General features: G+C 62.2%; 19 protein-coding genes. 9 read left to right on the top strand and 10 right to left on the bottom strand.

Annotated features, from left to right (window positions below; genetic code table 11):
* Positions 1-76: 76 nt before the first annotated feature.
* Positions 77-292, bottom strand: coding sequence for a DUF6552 family protein (locus tag GQF03_RS03500; RefSeq protein WP_161337788.1), 216 nt, complete (start codon positions 290-292; stop codon positions 77-79).
* A 157-nt stretch (positions 293-449) separates the two neighbouring features.
* Here GQF03_RS03500 and GQF03_RS03495 point away from each other — a divergent pair, with 157 nt between their 5' ends.
* The 3 genes from GQF03_RS03495 to GQF03_RS03485 are packed head-to-tail and all read left to right on the top strand — an operon-like array spanning position 450 to position 1688.
* On the top strand, positions 450-773 hold the full coding sequence (locus GQF03_RS03495; protein ID WP_161337787.1) for an ArsR/SmtB family transcription factor: 324 nt from the start codon (positions 450-452) through the stop codon (positions 771-773).
* A complete protein-coding gene (locus tag GQF03_RS03490) occupies positions 766-1242 on the top strand; it encodes an SRPBCC family protein (protein ID WP_161337786.1) in 477 nt (158 codons plus the stop codon). Before GQF03_RS03495 ends, GQF03_RS03490 begins: the two co-directional genes overlap by 8 nt.
* 26 nt (positions 1243-1268) lie before the next feature.
* Positions 1269-1688, top strand: a complete 420-nt coding sequence (locus tag GQF03_RS03485) for a GFA family protein (protein WP_161337785.1) — start codon at positions 1269-1271, stop codon at positions 1686-1688.
* Positions 1689-1694: 6 nt separating this feature from the next.
* Here the strand turns inward: GQF03_RS03485 and GQF03_RS03480 are convergent, their stop codons facing one another.
* Complete coding sequence (locus GQF03_RS03480) at positions 1695-2339, bottom strand: TetR/AcrR family transcriptional regulator (RefSeq protein WP_161337784.1); 645 nt, start codon at positions 2337-2339, stop codon at positions 1695-1697.
* A gap of 106 nt (positions 2340-2445) precedes the next feature.
* Between GQF03_RS03480 and GQF03_RS03475 the strand changes: the two genes are divergently transcribed.
* Positions 2446-3288: a TauD/TfdA dioxygenase family protein gene (locus GQF03_RS03475; protein ID WP_161337783.1), complete on the top strand. Its 843-nt coding sequence runs from the start codon at positions 2446-2448 to the stop codon at positions 3286-3288.
* 30 nt (positions 3289-3318) lie between these two features.
* Here GQF03_RS03475 and GQF03_RS03470 read toward each other — a convergent pair whose 3' ends face one another.
* Complete coding sequence (locus GQF03_RS03470) at positions 3319-3909, bottom strand: YdeI/OmpD-associated family protein (protein ID WP_161337782.1); 591 nt, start codon at positions 3907-3909, stop codon at positions 3319-3321.
* Between the two features lie 208 nt (positions 3910-4117).
* On the opposite strand from GQF03_RS03470, the gene ndk reads away from it, so the two are divergent.
* The gene (gene ndk / locus GQF03_RS03465) at positions 4118-4540 is read left to right on the top strand and encodes a nucleoside-diphosphate kinase (protein ID WP_161337781.1); all 423 of its coding nucleotides are present in this window, start codon (positions 4118-4120) and stop codon (positions 4538-4540) included.
* A gap of 65 nt (positions 4541-4605) precedes the next feature.
* Here the strand turns inward: ndk and GQF03_RS03460 are convergent, their stop codons facing one another.
* The 5 genes from GQF03_RS03460 to GQF03_RS03440 all read right to left on the bottom strand — a co-directional run bounded on the left by GQF03_RS03460 (position 4606) and on the right by GQF03_RS03440 (position 10873).
* On the bottom strand, positions 4606-5028 hold the full coding sequence (locus GQF03_RS03460) for a bactofilin family protein (protein WP_161337780.1): 423 nt from the start codon (positions 5026-5028) through the stop codon (positions 4606-4608).
* 20 nt (positions 5029-5048) lie between these two features.
* Positions 5049-6488: a peptidoglycan DD-metalloendopeptidase family protein gene (locus GQF03_RS03455; RefSeq protein ID WP_161337779.1), complete on the bottom strand. Its 1440-nt coding sequence runs from the start codon at positions 6486-6488 to the stop codon at positions 5049-5051.
* A 97-nt stretch (positions 6489-6585) separates the two neighbouring features.
* Entirely contained in the window at positions 6586-7413 is an 828-nt protein-coding gene (locus GQF03_RS03450; RefSeq protein WP_206376239.1) for a DUF455 family protein, read from the bottom strand.
* Between the two features lies 1 nt (position 7414).
* Positions 7415-7876, bottom strand: coding sequence for a thioredoxin-dependent thiol peroxidase (gene bcp / locus GQF03_RS03445; RefSeq protein ID WP_161337777.1), 462 nt, complete (start codon positions 7874-7876; stop codon positions 7415-7417).
* 3 nt (positions 7877-7879) lie between these two features.
* On the bottom strand, positions 7880-10873 hold the full coding sequence (locus GQF03_RS03440; RefSeq protein WP_161337776.1) for a bifunctional [glutamine synthetase] adenylyltransferase/[glutamine synthetase]-adenylyl-L-tyrosine phosphorylase: 2994 nt from the start codon (positions 10871-10873) through the stop codon (positions 7880-7882).
* Positions 10874-10964: 91 nt separating this feature from the next.
* Between GQF03_RS03440 and GQF03_RS03435 the strand changes: the two genes are divergently transcribed.
* Positions 10965-14150: a YhdP family protein gene (locus GQF03_RS03435; protein ID WP_161337775.1), complete on the top strand. Its 3186-nt coding sequence runs from the start codon at positions 10965-10967 to the stop codon at positions 14148-14150.
* Positions 14151-14159: 9 nt separating this feature from the next.
* Here GQF03_RS03435 and tyrS read toward each other — a convergent pair whose 3' ends face one another.
* On the bottom strand, positions 14160-15413 hold the full coding sequence (tyrS, locus tag GQF03_RS03430; protein WP_161337774.1) for a tyrosine--tRNA ligase: 1254 nt from the start codon (positions 15411-15413) through the stop codon (positions 14160-14162).
* An 86-nt stretch (positions 15414-15499) separates the two neighbouring features.
* Between tyrS and GQF03_RS03425 the strand changes: the two genes are divergently transcribed.
* Positions 15500-16618, top strand: coding sequence for an anhydro-N-acetylmuramic acid kinase (locus GQF03_RS03425; protein WP_161337773.1), 1119 nt, complete (start codon positions 15500-15502; stop codon positions 16616-16618).
* A 2-nt stretch (positions 16619-16620) separates the two neighbouring features.
* Here the strand turns inward: GQF03_RS03425 and GQF03_RS03420 are convergent, their stop codons facing one another.
* Positions 16621-17274 carry an alpha/beta hydrolase gene (locus tag GQF03_RS03420; RefSeq protein ID WP_161337772.1) on the bottom strand — a complete coding sequence of 218 codons (654 nt, stop codon included), beginning with the start codon at positions 17272-17274 and terminating at the stop codon, positions 16621-16623.
* A 216-nt stretch (positions 17275-17490) separates the two neighbouring features.
* On the opposite strand from GQF03_RS03420, the gene cysE reads away from it, so the two are divergent.
* Both cysE and GQF03_RS03410 read left to right on the top strand, forming a co-directional pair.
* Entirely contained in the window at positions 17491-18252 is a 762-nt protein-coding gene (gene cysE, locus GQF03_RS03415; protein ID WP_161337771.1) for a serine O-acetyltransferase, read from the top strand.
* Positions 18253-18293: 41 nt separating this feature from the next.
* Positions 18294-19409: a cysteine desulfurase family protein gene (locus GQF03_RS03410; RefSeq protein ID WP_161337770.1), complete on the top strand. Its 1116-nt coding sequence runs from the start codon at positions 18294-18296 to the stop codon at positions 19407-19409.
* Positions 19410-19422 lie beyond the last annotated feature (13 nt).

Raw genomic sequence — 19422 nt, 5'->3', positions numbered from 1 at the left:
ACAGAAAGCGACGCTCCTAGAAAGACGGAAAATCAGCTTCAGGTCACAAAAAATCGGGTTTTTGCAACGAGAAGGGTCATGAATTCAGATAACCCGAGAAAAGCGCGATGAATGCCCCGACATGGACAATCATGATCGCGCGGTCCTTCCACATCACGCCGACAAGAAACCACAGGACAATGCCAATGATAAAGGCGAACACATTCCACGGGACGATATTCAATCCGGTCAGGCCGTAGCCGACAAGCTGAATGACGGTGGCAATCCATTTGACGATATCAACATTTTGCAATTTCAGTGACCTGCCGGAAATCCGTTGAAGGGGCGTGCTTCATAGCAGAAGGCGGTTTCCGGCGATAGCCCGAAAATACCAGGCCGCGCAACGGCAGACTCAATTCTGTTGACATGCAGGTAAATACCTACATATTATCCAGCCCAAGGAGTAGCGTATGGACGATGACAAGACATTCAAGGCGCTCGGCGATCCGACACGCAGGAAACTGCTGGATCTGCTCTGCGAGAAGAACGGGCAGACGCTTGGGGAGTTGTGCGGGCATCTGGATATGCGGCGCCAGTCGGTGACGCAGCATCTTGGCCTGCTGGAAGACGCGAACCTGGTCTCGGTCGTTCGGCGGGGGCGGGAGAGGCTGCATTTCCTCAACCCGGTGCCGCTTCAGATGGTTTACGAGCGATGGATACGGAAATTTGAACAGCAACGGCTTGCCCTGCTTCATGAACTGAAAACGGAACTGGAAGGAGAGACTGATGACTAAGGAAAAGACGACTTTTGTATATGTGACCTTTATCCGCGCGACGCCGGAAAAGATATTCGAGGCGATTACCCGGCCCGAGATTGCCGCCCGCTACTGGGGCCATGAGAATGTCTCCGACTGGAAGGTCGGCTCGAAATGGGAGCATGTCCGCGACAATGACGAGCGCAAGGTCAATATTGCGGGCAACGTGCTTGAGGTCGATGCGCCCAACCGCCTCGTGATCAGCTGGTCGGACCCGTCCGAATATGATCTCCCGGAGAAACACAGCCGGGTGACCTTCGATCTGGTGCCGTATGAGGATATGGTGAAGCTGACCGTCACCCATGACGAGCTGGAAACCGGCAGCGGCATGGCGATCGGCGTCACGCGGGGTTGGCCGCTGGTGCTCTCCAGCCTCAAATCCTATCTGGAGACGGACGAGCCCATGGATGTCTTCGCCCAGCCCTGCGCGACCGAAAGCGCGGCGTAAACCCTTCACTCTGAAAGGACTATATCATGACAGGAAAACATTATTCCGGCGGTTGCGCCTGCGGGGCGGTGCGCTACGAAACCGACAGTGCCCCGGTCTTCGAAAATCATTGCCAGTGCCGCGACTGTCAACGGCGAAGCGGGACGGGGCACAGCTCCTTCCTGACCTTCGCGGACAGAAAGGCGGTGCATCTCACCGGGAAGGTAACAGAATGGCGGGTGATGGGGGACAGCGGGAAGGAGAAAACCCACTGTTTCTGCGCCACGTGCGGATCGCCGGTCTATCTCCTGCTGGACGTGCTGCCAGAGGGGATCGCCATTCACGCGGCGAGTCTCGATGATCCGGGCCAGTTCAATCCGGCCGTGGTGACTTACGCGTCCGCGGGATTTGGCTGGGACCGGATGGACCCGGCATTGGCGGCCTTCGACACCGTGCTGCCCCGGTAAAGCGGCTTACCCTGCGCGGATCATCGCCTGCACGGATTTCTGGCAGGCGGTGATCAGCGCATCCAGCGGCAGATGCTCGGGTTCCGCAAGGATCTGCAGGGCGACGCCGCGCAACAGGCCGATGATCAGGCTTGCGAGGATCGCCGGATCGAGGGAGGAGGGGAGGTCCCCTCTTTCCATCCCGAGGGTGAGATAGCCCATGATCTCGCCGCGAAAGACCTGGTTCACATGGGCGATTTCCTCCGCCATGCCGGGCAGCGAGCCAAGCCCTTCCCCCATCAGAACATACAGCGCGCGGATGCGCGTGCCGCGCTGCGCCACATCGGTGAGATAGGTCGCGACAAAGCGCGATAGCTGCGCCGGGGCGGGGCGGGGATCGCGCGCCTTCGCCCGGAGGCTGAGGCTCTCGTCCGCCTCGAACCGGTTGAGGATATGGGCGAGAACGGCGCGCAAGACCCGCTCCTTGCTGCCGAAGCGGTTGCTGACCAGCGTGCCGGTGCAGCCCGCGCGGCGGCCAATCTCGATCAGGGTCGTCCGCTGATAGCCTTTTTCGGCGAAGAGTTCCGTCGCCGCCTCGATCATGCGCTGGCTGGAATCCCGGCGCCGTTCCGGATTTTTGCGGGGGCGGGGGGCGGCGGTGGCAGGGCTCATGTCAAATTCCATGTAATATCAACAGGATATCACCATAACAAAATAGTTGTTGGTGAACAACAAAATTAATGATATGTCTTCGGAAAACAAGAATGGGGGAGGTGCAATGATCACAGTGACGAAAATGGACGCGCCCTGCGGCGCCCGGATCGAGGGGGTCGATCTGTCGGCGCCGCTCGCCAAAGACGACCTCGCCGCCATCCGCAAGGCCTGGATGGATCATCATGTGCTCGCCTTCCCGGACCAGAAGCTGGACAATGACGATCTCGTCCGCGTCGCCGAGTATTTCGGCCCGATCGGCGACGATCCCTTTCTGAAGCCCATCGATGGGCATGAGCGCATCGCCGCCATCCATCGCCTCGCCGACGAGACGGGGCGGATTTTTGCCGATAACTGGCATTCGGACTGGAGCTTCATGACCGTGCCGCCGTCCGGCACCATGCTCTATGGCAAGATCATCCCGGAGGAGGGGGGCGACACCCTCTTTTCCAACCAGCATCTCGCGTGGGAAGAAATGCCGCCCGAAATGAAGGAACGTTTTGAAAATCTGACGGCGGTTCATTCGGCGGGCGGCGCCTATTCGCGCGAGGGCGCCTATGCGGAGAAGAATTTCAAGGGCGCGATGCGCTTCAATATCTCGGACGAGGCAAACAAGCGGGAGACCCATCCGGTCATCCGCCCGCATCCGGAAACCGGCAAGAAAGGCATTTTCGGCGGCAGCTATCTGGTCGATCTTGACGGCATGGAAGAGGCCCGCGCGAAGGAATTGCTGAAGGAACTGGTGCGCTGGCAGGGGCGGGAGGAATTCGTCTATCGCCATAAATGGGAGCCGGACATGCTGGTGCTGTGGGACAACCGCTCGGTCCTGCATAAGGCGACCGGCGGCTATGAGGGGAAGGAGCGTCTGCTCCACCGTCTCACCATTGCCGACGACCCGGCCTATTACTGAAAGGCCCGCCCCGTGCGGGAGAGGCGCGGCCTAACGGTCCTGCAGGCCCTTTCCGGCGAGGATTTTCGGGGTATATTTCTCAATCCGGGCGAGGCGGGTCCTGGCCTGTTTCGCGCCGGAGAAATGAAGGTTGTAGCCGCGCTGCCGCCCGGGGGTCAGCTTCTCAAACGCGGCCTTGAAGGCCGGATCGGACGCGAGCTTTTCCTGTAGTTCCGCGGCAAGGACGAGATTGTCCTTCTCCTTGAAGTCAATCTGCGCCCCTGCTTTTTCGAGGGCGATCGCCTCCTCGATATAGTTTTTCAGGGTCGGGGCGGCCGCGTCGATTTCTGCGGTGCTGATGAACCTGGCCCAGCGCATGGCCTGGGAATTCTCCCCCGGCTTTTCAAGGATGCCGTTCGGGTCCTTCATGAGCGCGCCCTTAAAAAAACCAATGGCGCAGGCGTCCTTCAGCCCATAGATCATGGCGACGTTCTTCCCCTCCTGCATATAGCAGAGCTTGCCCCATTTGACGCCCTCATCCAGCGAGGCGCCGAGCAGCAGATCCCGGAGCGCGCGCCGTTCTTCAAGCCAGTTTTCGGCGTCGTTCAACAGGGGATCGACTTTGGGATTATGGGTACTCATGGACGCCCCTCAATTCACTCTCTGTGGCATTTATTCCGATCCACCGGACAGTGTTCTGGCGGGCGGCGGCTTCTTCCCTTGAATGTATCGCCGCCCTCCGTCGCCTGCAATACCCTATTCTGCCATCAAACGCCTTGCCTGCACCGGCCCGGGACGCTATAAGGCGCGGAATTATTCTCTTTGTCCCGACATTAAGGTGAGTGACCCAATGGCTCTTGAACGTACTTTCTCCATCATCAAACCCGATGCGACCCGCCGCAACCTGACCGGCAAGATCAACGCCAAGCTGGAAGCAGCCGGCCTTCGCATCGTCGCGCAGAAGCGCATCCGCATGACCCGCGAAAATGCCGAAACCTTTTACGGCGTCCATAAGGAGCGGCCGTTCTTCAACGATCTGTGCGACTTCATGACCTCCGGTCCCGTCGTCGTGCAGGTGCTGGAAGGGGAGAACGCCATCATGAAGAACCGCGAAGTCATGGGCGCGACCAACCCGGCCGACGCGGCCGAGGGCACGATCCGCAAGGAATTCGCCGAGAATATCGAGGCCAACTCGGTCCATGGCTCCGACAGCCAGGCCAACGCCGCGATCGAGATTGCCTATTTCTTCTCCGGCTCCGAAATCGTCGGCTGACGAAAGATACTCTCCCAAAGAAAAGGCCCGCAATCGCGGGCCTTTTTTGTGTCTTGTCGCGCGGGTTATTTCTCGGCGCTGGCCGCCTCGGATTTATCGAGGAAGGTGACGGTGTCCGGCAGGTCGCGCGGATTGTCGCTATGCTTCAAATGACCGTCGATCTTGGCGCCGGGCTCGATGCTGAGCGAGGCATGGATAATGTCGCCCTTCACCGTGGCGGTCGAGGTGACGGTGATCTCCTCCCCCTTGAGGCTGCCATGGACGGCGCCGCGGATGATCAGGGTGCCCGCATTGATATCGCCGGTGATCATGGCGTTCTGGCCGATGGTCAGGGTTTTCGCCTGCACGTCGCCCGTCACCTGGCCGTCGATCTGGATTTCCCCCTCCGAGAAGAGGTTGCCCTCGATACTCAGATTATCGGCGATGATGGAGGGCATGGTGTTGGTCCGGCTGGCTTTCGGCTCGGACTTGCTGTTACCGGAAAACATGGAATACCTCGCTTCTCAATTTACTCGATGGCGGCCTTCTCAAGTTTCGGCGTCGCTTTGAACGCGTATCTTCCGGCCTTGATAAAATTCGCCGGATCGAGATTTTCACCTTCATAGATGACTTCATAGTGAACATGGCGACCGGTGCTTCGACCGGTGGAGCCCATCACGCCGATTTCGTCACGAAATTCGACCTTGTCGCCCTTCTTGACGAGCGCTTTCTTCATATGGCCGTAGCGCGTCTTGAAGCCGCGGCCGTGATCGATGGTGACCATGGTGCCATAGGCGCCGTTCTTGCCGGCAAAGGTGACGACGCCGGGGGCGGTCGCCAGAATGGCCGAGTTGCGCGGACCGGCGATATCGACGCCCGCATGGAAGGCGGAGCGCTTGGTGAGCGGATCGCGCCGCTTGCCGAAGCTCGACGTCACATAGCCGACATCGACGGGGCGGGCGAGCGGCAGCTGCTGGAGCAGGGTCTGCAGGGATTCCCAGCGGGCGAGGCTCGCCTCCATCTTCTTGGCCTGGACATGGAGTTCCTGCTCGGTCTCGAGCATCTTGCCGGCGGTCTTGGCGGCGACGAACGGGCCGCCCTGGCCGATTTCCTCGTCGCTCTCGCCCAGCAGCTTGTCGGGATCGAGGCCGGTGAGGACGATAATCTCGCGCAGCGCCGCGACGCTCTCATTGGTGCGGTCGTGGATGCGGGCGATCAGGTCCTTGTTCTCGGTCGACATGCGGGTCATGCGGTTGCGCAGTTCCGTCACTTCCGAATTCAGCAACCGCTCCCGGTCGAGGCGGTTCGAAAATTCGCGCTTGAGGCTGGCGAACTGGGCGCGGGTGCTCTCCAGCTCGCGGTAGATCTCGTCCTTGGTCGAGGCGTAGAGATCGACGAGGCTGCGCATGGTCGCCAGCCTGCGCTCGGTGTTCGCGCGGTTGGTGTCGGCCTCATCGCGCGAGCGGGCGGTATGGAACATCGCCTTGTTCAGCTGCATGATTTCCAGCTCAAGCTGTTCGCGGCGGGCGTTGGAGCTGTGCAGGCTCTCGCCGAGGGCGCGGATGCGATCCTCCAGCGACTGTTTCTTGGAGCTGCCGCTCTCGGCGGCGAAGGCGAGGGCCTGCTCGACGACCTGGCGGTCGGAGAGCACATCCTCGAGGCGGGCATATTGCTGGTCGAGCTCGGCCTGCGTCGCCCGGATCTTCGACTGCGCCAGTTCGAAGTCGGCGGAAACGGTGTCATAGCTCGATTGCAGGGCGAGAAGCTTCGCCTGCTGCAGGGTATTTTCGTGATATTGAAGCGCGCCCGTCACCATCAGATAGGCGAACATGCCGCCGAAACCGACGGCGGCGGTCAGCCCGAGGGCCTGCGCGGCAACGGAAAGCCGCAGATATTTAAGCTGGCCACGGGTGCTGATGATGACCTGACGATCCGTAAGAAGTTTATTTAGTACGGCCTTCAGCCTCATTTGGTCATCCTGATCCAGTTTCGCTTCATCATCGATTAGGGAAAGCCTGAATAATAAAACTGATTTTTTCATTAATCGCAACAGGACTCACAGGCCCCTAAAATTTGCGCTTTTTTGTCGATTTTGCCGCCGGGGCGCCGGACAAGGGGAGGTAGTAATCATTGGGCAGTCCGGCAACTTCCCGCGCATCGTCATTAAACGGGGGTTTTAAAAGGCCTTGGAAGTGTTTTCTCACAAGCCGCTGCCAGTTCTCGCGGGGGGAAAGATCGTTTTTTGTGCAAAAATAATGGAACCATCGGCTGCCAATGGCGACGTGCCCGATTTCGTCGCTTAAGATAGTTTTAAGCACGTTGACGCTCTTTTCATCGCCCATCCGGCCGAATCGGGTGATCATCGCGGGCGTGACGTCGAGGCCGCGCGCCTCCAGCACCATCGGCACCACCGCGAGGCGGGCGGCCAGGTCGTGACGGGTGGCCAGCGCCGCCTCCCAGAGGCCGTCATGGGCGGGAAAATCGCCATAGGAAAACCCGAGATCCGCGAGCCGCTGGCTAAGCAGGGTGAAATGCGTCGCCTCCTCCTCGCCGACGCGGACCCAGTCGTCATAAAATTCGCGGGGGAGTTCGTGATCGGTGAAGCGCGCCACCATGTCCCAGGCGAGGTCGATGGCGTTGAGCTCGATATGCTGGACGGCGTGCAGCAGGGTCGCGCGCGCCTCATCGGACTGGCCGCGGCGGCGGGGCATCTCGGCGGGCGGGAGGAGGAGAGGGCGCGCCGGTCTTGCCGGACGGTCGGGCGGGGATGCGCGGCCGATTTCCATCGCACCGCCGGAGTCGCGCCAGAGTTTGGCCGCCTCCCGGCTTCGTGCCGCCTTGCCGGCCGCCTCCCCGTCGCTGAGGACGGAGAGGGCGAGATCGCTTAAATTCACCTCAGAGCGCGCCCGCCGCCTCGAGCACGGCGTCGGCATGGCCCTTGACCCGGACTTTCCGCCAGACATTGCGGATGACGCCCGCGCCGTCGATGAGGAAGGTCGAGCGCTCGATCCCCATATATTTGCGGCCATAGTTCATTTTCTCGACCCAGACGCCGAAGGCCTCGCAAGTCGCGCCATCCTCATCGGCGGCGAGCAGGACGCGGAGGTCATGCTTGTCGCGGAAATTGGCGTGTTTTTTCAGCGAGTCGCGGGAGACCCCGATCACCGTGACGCCGAGCTTGTCGAACTCACCGATCTTCGCCGAGAAATCGATCGCCTCGGTCGTGCAGCCGGGGGTGTTGTCCTTCGGGTAAAAATAGAGCACGAACTTCCGGCCCTTCAGCGCCGCCAGGCTCACATCCTCGCCACTGTCTGTCGGCAAATTAAACTCCGGGGCTTTCTCTCCAACGTCGGGCATGGGTCACTCCTTTTCTGGATCGCCGGCGAGATAGTCGTTCAGGAGCCGGTCGACATCGTTCTGTGCGGTTTTGAGCTTTTTAGCGAGTGCGTCGAAATTTGCAACCTCCGCGGCCTCGGCGAGGGCGTTTTTCAGGGCCAGCGGGATGGTCTCGTCGATCTTGCGCCCGCCAAGGCAAAGCTGCTTCAACCCGCTGATATTGAGGTAGAACTTCAGGATATCGGTGAGCCTGTCCGCGGTTTTTTCGGGCAAAATCCCCGCCGCCTTCATTTTCTGCAGGCTCTCCATCGAGTTGGGATGGAGGATGTCCGGATGATCCGGCCCGTGGAGCAGGCGGAGATACTGGCAGAGGAATTCAAGGTCCATCAGCCCGCCGACGGCATGCTTGATGGCGAGCGGATTGTCGGAGCCGAACTCCTTGAGGACGCGGGCGCGCATGCTTGCGGTATCGGCGCGGATTTTCGCCGCGTCGCGTTTCGTCATGCCGATCTGGCGGAGCGCCGCTTCGACCTTCGCGCAGAGGTCGGGATCGCCGGCGACGACGCGGGCGCGGGTGAGCGCGAGATGCTCCCACGTCCAGGCCTCCTCGCGGTAGTATTTGATGATGCTCGCCAGCGGCAGCGCGATCGGCCCGGACTTGCCATGCGGGCGCAGGCGCATGTCGATCTCGTAGAGCTGGCCCTCCCCGGTATGGACGCTGAGCGAGTTGATGAAGCGCTGGCTGAGCCGGGTGTAGTAGAGCCCCGCCGGGATCGGCTTCCTGCCGTCGGTGGTCATGTCGTCCTCCGGCGTCTCGAAGACGAAGATCAGGTCGGCGTCGGAGGCGGGCGTCATCTGGCGGCTGCCGAGCTTGCCCATGGCGATGACCGCGAACTGGCCGCCGGGAATGACGCCGTGGGTCTGCGCAAGCTCATCGCGGACGCGGGGGAAGAGGCTGTCGAGGACGACCTCGGCGATATCCGAGAAGGCGGGCCCGGCGGCCACCGTCGCGCCGAGGCCGGTGCCGTGGTCGACATTGTCGAGGATCTGCACGCCGAGGCGGAACTTGCGGTCATTGGCCCAGCGCCGGGTATAGTCGAGGATATCCTGGAAATCCCGCGCGGTGGAGAGGATCAGCTCCAGATCGGCGGTGAGATAGTCCTTTGGCGGCAGCGCCGCCATGAATTCCGTATCGAGCACGCCGTCGAGCAGCATCGGGTTCTGGGAGAGTTTTTCCGCCAGCTCCGGCGCCATGCCCATGATCTTGGCGAGCAGGGACAGCAGGCTCGGATGCGCCTTGAACAGGGTGAACAGCTGCACCCCGGCGGGCAGTTTCTGCAAGAAGACATCGAAGCGGGTGAAGGCGGCGTCCGGATGGCTGGTCTCGCCGAGCGCCTCCAGGATCTGCGGCATCAGCCCGGTCAGGATCTGCTGGGCGCGCACCGTGCGGGTGCAGCGATAGCGCCCGTGATGCCATTCGCGGACCTTCTGCGAGACCGCCTTGGTATCCTCAAAGCCGAGCTCCGCGAGGGAGTCCAGCGTCTCCGGGTCATCCTCCGCACCGGTGAAAACGAGGCGGCCGGCCTTGCGGTCCGGCGTTTCCTCGAACCGGAAGAGGGCGTCGTAATGGCCCTGCACGGTCTCCAGCGTGGTCCGCAATTCCTTGCGGAAGGCAGCCGCGTCGTCATAGCCGAAAAAGACGCCGAGGCGGCGAAACTCCTCCGGATCGTCGGGGAGAAGCTGGGTCTGCTCGTCGCGGGTCATCTGCAGGCGGTGCTCAAGCTCGCGCAGGAACACATAGGCCTCCTGAAGTTCCTGCCGCACGTCATGGGCGATCTTGCCCGCCGCCGCGAGCTGGGAGAGGGTGCCGAGCGTCGTCGGCTCGCGCAGCAGCGGATTGCGCCCGCCCTCGATCAGCTGCTGGGTCTGGCAGAAAAACTCGATCTCGCGGATACCGCCGCGGCCGATCTTGATGTTATGACCCTCCAGCGAGATTTTCGAAAATCCCTTGTGGGTATGGATCTGCGACTTGATCGCCTGGATATCCTCGATCGCCGCGAAATCCATGGACTTGCGCCAGATGAAGGGGATCAGGAAGCGGGTGAAGTCGCGCCCCGCCGCCATGTCGCCGGCGATCGGGCGGGCCTTGATCATCGCCGCGCGCTCCCAGTTCTGGCCCTGGCTCTCGTAATAGACATGGGCGGCACCGACGGAGAGCGCGATGGGCGTCGCGCCGGGATCAGGGCGGAGCCGCAGATCGGTGCGGAAGACATAGCCGTCGCGGGTGCGTTCCTGCATCATGGTGACGAGATTGCGGGCGATGCGGACGAAGCAGTCCTGGATCGAGCGCCGCCCGGTATAGGTGATCTTCTCCGCCTCGAACAGGACGATCAGGTCGATATCGCTCGAATAATTGAGCTCCCGCGCGCCGAGTTTGCCCATGCCGATGATGATAAGGCCGCTGTCCTTCGTCGGATCTTCCGGGTGGGGCAGGGTGAGCTCCCCCTTGTCGGCGGCGACCTTAAGCAGATGGCGGCAGCAGATTTCCACCGCCGCCCCCGCGAAATCGGAGAGCGCGCCGGTAATCTCCATCAGCGGCCAGAGCCTGCCCATATCGCAGAGCGCCGTGAGAAGCGCGATCCGCCGTTTGGCGACGCGGAGCGCCGTCATCACCTGCTCCCGGTAGGCCTCCGGCCCGGTCTCTTCGGCGAGCGCGGCATAGATCCAGCGAAGCGCGGCGTCGGCCCCATCCTCCATCAGGCGGCGGAGGAGATGCGGCTCCGCATTCAGGCAGGCGGAGAGATAAGGGCTGTTGCCGAAAACGCCGGCGAGGATTTGCGCGCCCGTTTCGCTTGTGGCGAGCTTTTCCGCGAAGGCGGCGAGATCCGGGTCGGCTGCGGTCGCCTCCCGCCAGCCGTCAAGCCCGATGGCCAGAAGGTCGGGATCGCCGGGCGAGGGGAAGTCGGCGCCCGCCTCGGCCAGCGATTTATTTTTTTTCCTGTGCGCGATATCCTGCATTCCTAATCCGGGTTGCATAGGTTACGATAATAGCGACAATTATCGGGACAGGCATTTTTAATACAAGCGTTATTCAAAGCGAAATTTTCAATTGGTTAGAACAACTTCAAGATTACTGTACCGCACCCTGATGGGGATCGTCGTCCTTGTGTTTATCGCCGCGCTGGCCCTGGCCGCCGGACTGTCGCGCGGGCCCCTGTCGCTCTCCTTTATCGAGCCCTATGTCGTGCAGATCCTGGAGGCGCAATATCCGGAGGTGAAATTCGGGTTCAGCCGCCTGGGACTGGAATGGAATGGTCGCGACAAGAATCTGGTGGTGGCGGTCGATAATCTGGAAATTTCCGACGCGCGGCGGAAAGTCGCCTCGATCCCCGATGTCACGGTGGTGTTCAGCGGCGCGGCGCTGCTGCGCGGCCGGATCGCCCCGGCGGAGCTGGAATTTACCGGGCTGAAAATTCGCCTGACCCGGAACGCGGCGGGCGAAATCACCTTCGGCTATGACAATAGCCTGATGGAGGAAGACGGGACCAGCGGCCAGTTCGCGGAAAGAACCCCGGACGAAGCCGAGGAGGCCGCCGTGCGGGAGGGATATCTCAATATCCTGAAGGAACTGAGCGCGGAACCGGACCCGTCGAGCCTGACCGGCTATCTGACGCGGCTGGAGGTTTATGATTCGGCCGTCTTTATCGAAGATGAGATCCTGGGGCGTTTCTGGCGGGTGGCCGGCGCCGATGTGTTTGTCTGGCGCGAGGACCGGGGCCTGCGCGGGCAGGCGAGCGGGACGCTGAAGATCGGCAACGAAAATGTCACCCTGGTCGCCCTCGGCGACTATGACCGGGAGCTCAAGCGCACGCAGATCGACGGCCAGTTCAATGACCTGCCGCTGCCGCTGGTCGGCGCGCAGGCGGCGGAGCTGGAAATCCTGAAGGGCATCGATCTCACCCTCACCGGTCATATAAATCTCGATCTCGACGAGGCCTTCAGTTTCGATACGCTCGGCTTCGATGTGAAGGCCGGCGAAGGCCGCATCGATCTGCCCGACCTCTACAAGCAGCCGCTCCCTGTCACAAGCCTGTCCGTCGCCGGTCAGGTGTCCGGGGATTTCACCAGGGTTACGCTGGAGACGGTGACGGCGGAAACCCTCGGCGCGACCATCAAGATGGCCGGGGCGATCGACATCGCGGAGGCGGGCATGGGTCTCTCGCTCAACGGAGATCTCGCCAATCTGACGGTGAATGACCTCGCGCGGTTCTGGCCCTATTCCATGGCCAGCAACGGCTATGACTGGGTGACCAAGAATATCCGGGACGGCATGGTCCCGCGTGGAACCTTCACCATTGACCTACCGCCCGGCGCGCTGGATGGCGGGGACATCCCGAAGGAGGCCGTGGTCCTGAAATTCGACCTCGACGGCACCTCGGCCGATTATTATGCGCCGCTGCCCAAGGTGACGGATATCAGCGGCAGCGCGGTCCTCACCGAAACCGGGATTACGATCAGCGGCCTCACCGGCAAGCTCGGCAGCCTCGACGTCACCTCCGACAAGGTGATCATCAGCGATTTCGACAAATATGACCAGCTCGCCGATATCGCGATCCGGGTGACGGGCAGCAGCAAGGAGATTTTCACCTTCCTCGATCTCGAGCCGCTCGGCCTCGCCTCGCCCTACGGCATCGTCCCTTCGGCGATGGCGGGAACGGGAACGGTCGATGCCTCCTTCAAATTTCCGCTGCGCTTTGACCTGACGCTGGAGAAGGTCGACTACGCCGCCAAGGGCGATTTCACCGGCGCCGCGATCCCGGATGTCGCCAAGGACGTCAACCTCACGGACGGCAAGCTCAAGGTCGCGGTCGATCCGAAGGGCATCGATGTGACGGGAACGGCGGCGCTTAACGGCGTGCCGGCGAAGATCAATGCAAAAAGCTGGTTCACCGGCGCGAAGGAGGGATACCGCCGCTATGTCCTCACCGCGACGCCAAGCGATGCGGATCGCAAGGCGCTGCATCTTGAAACGCCCTATCTTGTCGGGCCGCTCACCGCGGATGTGACGCTCGAGACCGTACCCGACGGCAGCGCCAGCGGCGATATCCGCGTCGATCTCACCAAAACCATTATCGCCGGGGAGACGCTGCACTGGACGAAACCGGCCGGGGAAGCGGGCAGCTTCACCGCCGATTTCCGCTCGACCGCCAAGGATGTCACGACAATCTCGAATATCGTGGTGAAGGCGGGCGACCTGTCGGCGACGGGCACGGCGGTGATGGCGAATGAAATCGTCACCAGCCTGGTGATGCCGGACCTCAGGTTTGGCGAAAATGATCTCGCGATCGACTTCACCCAGGCCACCGAAGGGCAGATGAAGCTCCGGGTGACGGGCGCGCAGTTCGACCTCAAGCCGTTCGTCGTCGCCACCTATGACCTGAACGCCGTCGATATCGACGGGCCGGAGACGAGCAGCCGGACGATCGAGATCGATGTCGATCTGGACCGGGTGCTGCTCGACCAGAACCTCACCCTGGAGAAGGTGACGGCGAAAATGAATGTCGAGGGCAACCTGATCCGCGATGGCATGTCAAAGGGCCAGTTCGCCGGCGAGAAAAGCTTCGATTTCGAAATCCACCCCTCCGCCAAGGGGCGGCAGGTGACCTTTATCTCCGATGACGCGGGCGCGCTGTTCCGCGGGCTCGACCTTTACGACGATTTGCGCGACGGCAAACTCAAGCTCGTCGCCGAGATCGACGACAGCCAGCCCTCGCGCCCGGCGAAGGGGACGATCGATATCAAGGATGTGCGGGTGGTGAATGCGCCGACCCTCGGCAAGATCCTGACCCTGGGCTCGCTCGGCGGCATCGTCGATCTGCTGCGCGGCGACGGCATCGTCTTCGCCACGGTGGAGGGGCCCTTCACCTATGAAAACGGCCTCTTCACGACGCGGGATTTCCGCGCCATCGGCTCCATCGGCATCACGCTCAACGGCACCGTCGACCAGCCCGCCGACAAGATCGACATGTATGGCACGGTGATCCCGTCCTATACGCTCAATTCCGTTCTCGGCAATATTCCGATCATCGGCACCCTGCTGGTCGGCAAGAAGGGGGAGGGGGTGTTCGGCTTCTCCTACAAGGTGACGGGCGGCCTCGAAGATCCACAGACGAGCGTCAACGCCGTCTCGGCGCTGGCGCCCGGCATCCTGCGCCGTATGTTCTTCGAGCCCTGGGACCAGGAGGATATCCAGCCGCCCTCGACCAACAAGCCCGACGCCCGGCAGAGCCCGTAGCCGCCCTCGTCAGACCGGCAGGACCAGGTAATGGCGCTTCTTGCCCGCGGAGAGCTTGATCCGGCCCTCGCCATCGAGATCGGCAAGGCTGAGCACCGCCTTTTCGTCGTCGATTTTCTCGTCATTCAGCCTCGCGCCGCCGCCCTTGATGAGCTTGCGCGCCTCCGAGGTTGACTGGGCGAGGCCCGTCCGCTGGAACAGCGTCGCGGCGGGAATGCCGTCGGCAAGCTCGCTTTTCGGAATCTCCAGCGTTGGCAGGCCTTCCGATGTCTGCCCCATCTCGAAGGTCTGGCGCGCGGTTTCGGCGGCGGCCGCGGCGGCCGCCTTGCCATGGGCCATCTCGGTGCAGGCATCGGCGAGGATTTTCTTCGCCTCGTTGAGCTCCGCCCCCTCGAGCTTTTCAAGCCGTGCCACTTCATCGAGCGGGATTTGGGTGAAGAGACGGAGGAAGCGGCCGACATCGGCATCCTCGGTATTGCGCCAGAACTGCCAGTAGTCATAGGCCGAGAGCATGTCTTCATTGAGCCAGACGGCGCCGCCCGCGGTCTTGCCCATCTTCGCGCCCGAGGAGGTGGTGAGCAGCGGCGAGGTCAGGCCATAGAGCGAAAAGCCGTTCGTCCGGCGGCCAAGCTCGACCCCGTTGACGATATTGCCCCACTGGTCCGAGCCGCCAATCTGCAGCGAGCAGTTATACTGCTTCATCAGCTCGACGAAATCATAGGCCTGCAGGATCATGTAGTTGAACTCGAGGAAGGTCATCGATTCCTCGCGCTCCAGCCGCAGCTTCACGCTGTCGAAGGTGAGCATGCGGTTGATCGAGAAATGCGGCCCGTATTCGCGCAGGAAAGGGATATACTCCAGCTTGTCGAGCCAGTCCGCGTTATTGACCATGATCGCGTCCGTCGGGCCATCGCCGAAGGTGAGGAATTTCTCAAACACCTTCTTGATGCCGTCCATATTCTCCCGGATGGTGTCGTCCGTGATCAGCGGGCGGCTTTCATCGCGGCCCGTGGGATCGCCGACCTTCGTCGTCCCGCCGCCCATCAGCACGATCGGCTTGTGCCCCGCCTGCTGCAACCGGCGCAGGATCATGATCTGCATCAGGCTGCCCGCATGCAGGCTCTTCGCCGTGCAGTCGAAACCGATATAGGCGGTGACGATCTCGTCAGCAAAAGCTTTATCCAGCGCGTCCAAATCTGTACATTGGTGCAGGTAGCCGCGTTCGGTGAAGACTTTCAGGAAATCTGAGCGTATCTCGGTCATGGGACGAATTTCTGTTACTTGAGAGTTAAAGAGCGCCATCGTTTAGCACAGGTGGCCGGGGTTTTTAAAGGGCGGGATGATATTTGATGCAGAATAAACGGACGGATGTGGAAAATCGGCCGCTACGCGCCCTCGGGTTGATGAGCGGAACCTCGCTCGACGGTGTCGATGCGGCGATTATCGAGACGGATGGCGAGACGGTGGTCAAGCATGGTCCCGTCCGCTCCGCGCCCTATGATCCGGACTTTCGTCAGCGCCTTCGCGACTGCCTTGGACGGCAGGGCGCGCCGGCCGGGCTGATCGCCGATTTCACGACGCTGCAGGCGGACTTCGTGCGCCAGCTCCTCGCCGCAAACGGCCTCACGCCCGGCGATATCGACCTGATCGGGTTTCATGGCCAGACAATCTTTCACGATCCCGCCAACCGCGTCACCGTGCAGATCGGCGATGGCGAACTGATGGCAGAACTGACGGGCATCGATACGGTTGCCGAATTCCGCCATGCGGATGTCGCCGCGGGCGGGGAGGGGGCGCCCTTTGCGCCGCTCTATCACCGGGCGCTGGCGAAAGATCTTGAGGGGCCGCTCGCGGTGCTCAATCTCGGCGGGGTGGGCAATGTCACCTATATCGACGGGGAGGATGTGCTCGCCTTCGACACCGGACCGGCGAATGCCCTGATGGATGACTGGATCCTCCGCCATACCGGCGCGCCCTTTGACGAGGGGGGAAAGATCGCCGCCGCGGGAACGCCGGACGAGGCGGTGCTCGCCAAGCTGCTCGATCATCCATATTTCGATCTCAAACCGCCGAAAAGCCTCGATCGCGACCAGTTCGACGTCGCCGGGGCGATCTCCTGGCTCGGTCTTGAGAATGGCGCGGCGACCTTGCTCCGCTTCACGAGCGGGAGTATCGGCCGGGCGCTTTCCCATCTGCCGGGAACGCCGGCGCGCTGGCTGCTGACCGGCGGCGGGCGCAAGAACCCCGTGCTGGTCAGGGAGATCGCCAATGTCGTCGGGGCGCCGGTCGAGCCTGTCGAGGCGGTCGGCTGGCGCGGCGATGACCTGGAGGCGGAGGCTTTCGCCTTCCTCGCGGTCCGGAGTGTGCGGGGCCTTCCCTTGAGCCTGCCGACGACGACGGGCGTACCCGAGCCGATGACCGGCGGACGCCTCTATCCCGCCCCGTCAGGAACGCGGGTGTCGGCGTAGCCTTACTCTTCGTCGCTGCCGTTCAGCCGCATGTCGAGATAATCATCGACGGAGACCATCAGGCGATCGAGGCTGTTCTCGAAGAAATGGTCGGCCTCGGGGATTTCATCATAATCGATAGTGATGCCCTTCTGCGCCTTCAGCTTTTCGACCAGCTTCTTGATATCTTTTCGCGGAACCAGCACGTCGCGGTCGCCATGGATGATGATGCCGGACGACGGGCAGGGGGCGAGGAAGGAGAAATCATACATATTCGCAGGCGGGGCGACGGAAATAAACCCGGCAATCTCCGGCCGCCGCATCAAGAGCTGCATGGCGATCCAGGCGCCGAAGGAGAAACCGCCGATCCAGACGGCGGGGGCGTTCGGGTTGTGGGTCTGCATCCAGTCGAGGGCGGCGGCGGCATCGGACAGCTCCCCGACGCCATGGTCATAGTCGCCCTGGCTGCGGCCGACGCCGCGGAAATTGAAGCGGAGGACCGAGAAGCCGCGCTTCTTGAAGGTGGTGAAGAGGTTGTAGACAACCTTGTTATTCATGGCCCCGCCATATTGCGGATGCGGGTGGAGGATCAGCGCGAGCGAGGCATTCGGATCGCTGGAATGATGATAGCGCCCTTCAAGGCGTCCTTCGGGTCCATTAAAAATAACGTCTGGCATTGAATTTCTGGTTCCTAATTCTGCGTGATCTGGCGGCTGCAAGTCTCACTTTTTCCGCTCGTGCCCGCCGTCCGGATTATGTTGCGCGCCGTCACAGGAAGCTCAGTCGATCCTTGACGGTTACGGTGATATACATATATCTCTAACTAATGGGCGCTTGGGTAACCTGTTGTGATTCCCGCTGCAAGAGCGGCACAATACAGAAGGTAAGGGCAAATGTTCAAGCATATTAGCGAAGAAATTACCTGCGTAATGGAACGGGACCCCGCGGCGCGGACGCGACTTGAGGTCGCGCTGCTCTATCAGGGCTTTCACGCCATCGTCCTGCATCGCGTCGCCCATTGGCTGTGGGAGCGGAACTGGCGCCTGCTCGCGCGCCTCCTCTCGCAGTTCAGCCGCTTCGTGACCGGCATCGAAATCCATCCCGGCGCCGTCATCGGCCGCAAGTTCTTCATCGACCATGGCATGGGCGTGGTCATCGGGGAAACCGCGGAAATCGGCGATAATGTGACGCTGTATCACGATGTGACCCTCGGCGGGGTCGCGCCGTCGATCGATTCCGATTCCCAGCGTGGCGTCAAGCGCCACCCGACCCTGCAGGATGGCGTCATCATCGCCTCCGGCGCGCAGATCATCGGCCCGATCACCGTCGGCAAATGCGCCCGCGTCGGCGCGAACTCTGTCGTGCTCAAGGATGTGCCGGACCATACCACGGTCGTCGGCGTGCCCGCGCGTGCCGTCAATGCGTCGAAAAAGGACCGCCTGGACGAGAGATTCGCCGCTTATGGTGTCGGCAACCACGATCTTCCCGACCCGGTGTTTAAGGTGATGGACGGCCTTCTCGACAAGGTGCAGTCGCTGTCCATGCGCGTCGAGGAGCTTGAGAACGAGCGCCGCGAGCAGGACCTTCCCATCGCGCTGAAGCCGAAGAAGAAACCGGCGACGCGCACGTCCAGCAAAGCAAAAACGGAATCCTGACCCTCTAACCAGATACCGCCCCGGCGCGTCCGATTGTCCTTATGAGCGATACCGTCTACCTCGATTATAACGCGACTGCGCCGGTCCGGCCCGAGGTGATGGAGGTCATGCTGGCGGTCCTGCGCGAGGGTGGCAATCCGTCCTCCGTCCATCAGGCGGGCCGCCGCGCGCGCAATCGCGTCGAGGAGGCGCGGGGCTGCCTCGCATCCCTGCTCGGTTGCAAGGCGCCGGAAATCATCTTCACCTCCGGCGGGACGGAAGCCAACAACTTCGCGCTTCGCAGTCACGCCGACCGGCCGCTTTTCATCTCGGGCGGGGAGCATGATTCGGTCCTCGCCGCCGCGGGGGAGGCGACGCGCATTCCCCTCGATCCCGACGGTCTTGTCGATCTGGCGGCGCTGGATGCGCTGCTCGCGGCCGCTGGCGCCCCGGCGCTCGTCTCCGTCATGCTCGCGAATAACGAGACCGGGGTGATCCAGCCCATCGCCGAGATTGCCGCGCGGGTCCATGAGCAGGGCGGCCTGCTGCATACGGACGCCATTCAGGCGGTCGGGAAAATTCCCGTTGATTTCCGCGCGCTTGGCGCCGACATGATGTCGGTTTCCGCCCATAAGTTCGGCGGGCCGCAGGGGATCGGCGCGCTTGTCCTGCGTGAAGGACTCGCGCTTCCGCCGCTGCTGAAGGGTGGCGGGCAGGAGCTCGGCCGCCGCGCCGGGACCGAGAATGTCGCCGCCATCGCCGGCATGGGGCAGGCGGCACTGCTGGCCAAAGACGAGCTCGATCGCTTCGCCGCCCTCGCCGGGCTTCGCGATTCTCTCGAGGCACGGCTGCTTGAACTTTCCCCCGAAAGCCACATTTATGGCCGGAGGGCCGCGCGGCTCGCCAATACCACGTCGGTCTCGATGCCGGGGGTTGCCGCGGAACTGCAGGTGATGAGCCTCGATCTTGACGGCATCGCGGTGAGCGCAGGGTCGGCCTGCTCATCGGGCAAGGTGAAGCCGAGCCATGTGCTGAAAGCCATGGGCGCCAGCGATGAGGACGCCGGCTCCGCCATCCGCATCAGCCTCGGCTGGGGCACCCGCGCGGCGGAGATCGACCGGCTTGTCGAGAGCTGGGGCAGGTTGTACAAGCGGAAATCGCCCAAATTTGAGTCTTGACCCTAGACAGTCG

This window comes from Sneathiella chungangensis, from assembly GCF_009882935.1.
GTDB classification, from domain to species: domain Bacteria; phylum Pseudomonadota; class Alphaproteobacteria; order Sneathiellales; family Sneathiellaceae; genus Sneathiella; species Sneathiella chungangensis.
The sequence above is the reverse complement of the archived record's forward strand: the minus strand, read 5'-3'. Positions and strand labels throughout refer to the sequence as shown.

Coding starts and splice junctions, on each gene's coding strand:
- GQF03_RS03495 (WP_161337787.1), top strand. CDS start 450: ATGGACGATGACAAGACATTCAAGGCGCTCGGCGATCCGACACGCAGG.
- GQF03_RS03490 (WP_161337786.1), top strand. CDS start 766: ATGACTAAGGAAAAGACGACTTTTGTATATGTGACCTTTATCCGCGCG.
- GQF03_RS03485 (WP_161337785.1), top strand. CDS start 1,269: ATGACAGGAAAACATTATTCCGGCGGTTGCGCCTGCGGGGCGGTGCGC.
- GQF03_RS03480 (WP_161337784.1), bottom strand. CDS start 2,339: ATGAGCCCTGCCACCGCCGCCCCCCGCCCCCGCAAAAATCCGGAACGG.
- GQF03_RS03475 (WP_161337783.1), top strand. CDS start 2,446: ATGATCACAGTGACGAAAATGGACGCGCCCTGCGGCGCCCGGATCGAG.
- GQF03_RS03470 (WP_161337782.1), bottom strand. CDS start 3,909: ATGAGTACCCATAATCCCAAAGTCGATCCCCTGTTGAACGACGCCGAA.
- ndk (WP_161337781.1), top strand. CDS start 4,118: ATGGCTCTTGAACGTACTTTCTCCATCATCAAACCCGATGCGACCCGC.
- GQF03_RS03460 (WP_161337780.1), bottom strand. CDS start 5,028: ATGTTTTCCGGTAACAGCAAGTCCGAGCCGAAAGCCAGCCGGACCAAC.
- GQF03_RS03455 (WP_161337779.1), bottom strand. CDS start 6,488: ATGAGGCTGAAGGCCGTACTAAATAAACTTCTTACGGATCGTCAGGTC.
- bcp (WP_161337777.1), bottom strand. CDS start 7,876: ATGCCCGACGTTGGAGAGAAAGCCCCGGAGTTTAATTTGCCGACAGAC.
- GQF03_RS03440 (WP_161337776.1), bottom strand. CDS start 10,873: ATGCAGGATATCGCGCACAGGAAAAAAAATAAATCGCTGGCCGAGGCG.
- tyrS (WP_161337774.1), bottom strand. CDS start 15,413: ATGACCGAGATACGCTCAGATTTCCTGAAAGTCTTCACCGAACGCGGC.
- GQF03_RS03425 (WP_161337773.1), top strand. CDS start 15,500: ATGCAGAATAAACGGACGGATGTGGAAAATCGGCCGCTACGCGCCCTC.
- GQF03_RS03420 (WP_161337772.1), bottom strand. CDS start 17,274: ATGCCAGACGTTATTTTTAATGGACCCGAAGGACGCCTTGAAGGGCGC.
- cysE (WP_161337771.1), top strand. CDS start 17,491: ATGTTCAAGCATATTAGCGAAGAAATTACCTGCGTAATGGAACGGGAC.
- GQF03_RS03410 (WP_161337770.1), top strand. CDS start 18,294: ATGAGCGATACCGTCTACCTCGATTATAACGCGACTGCGCCGGTCCGG.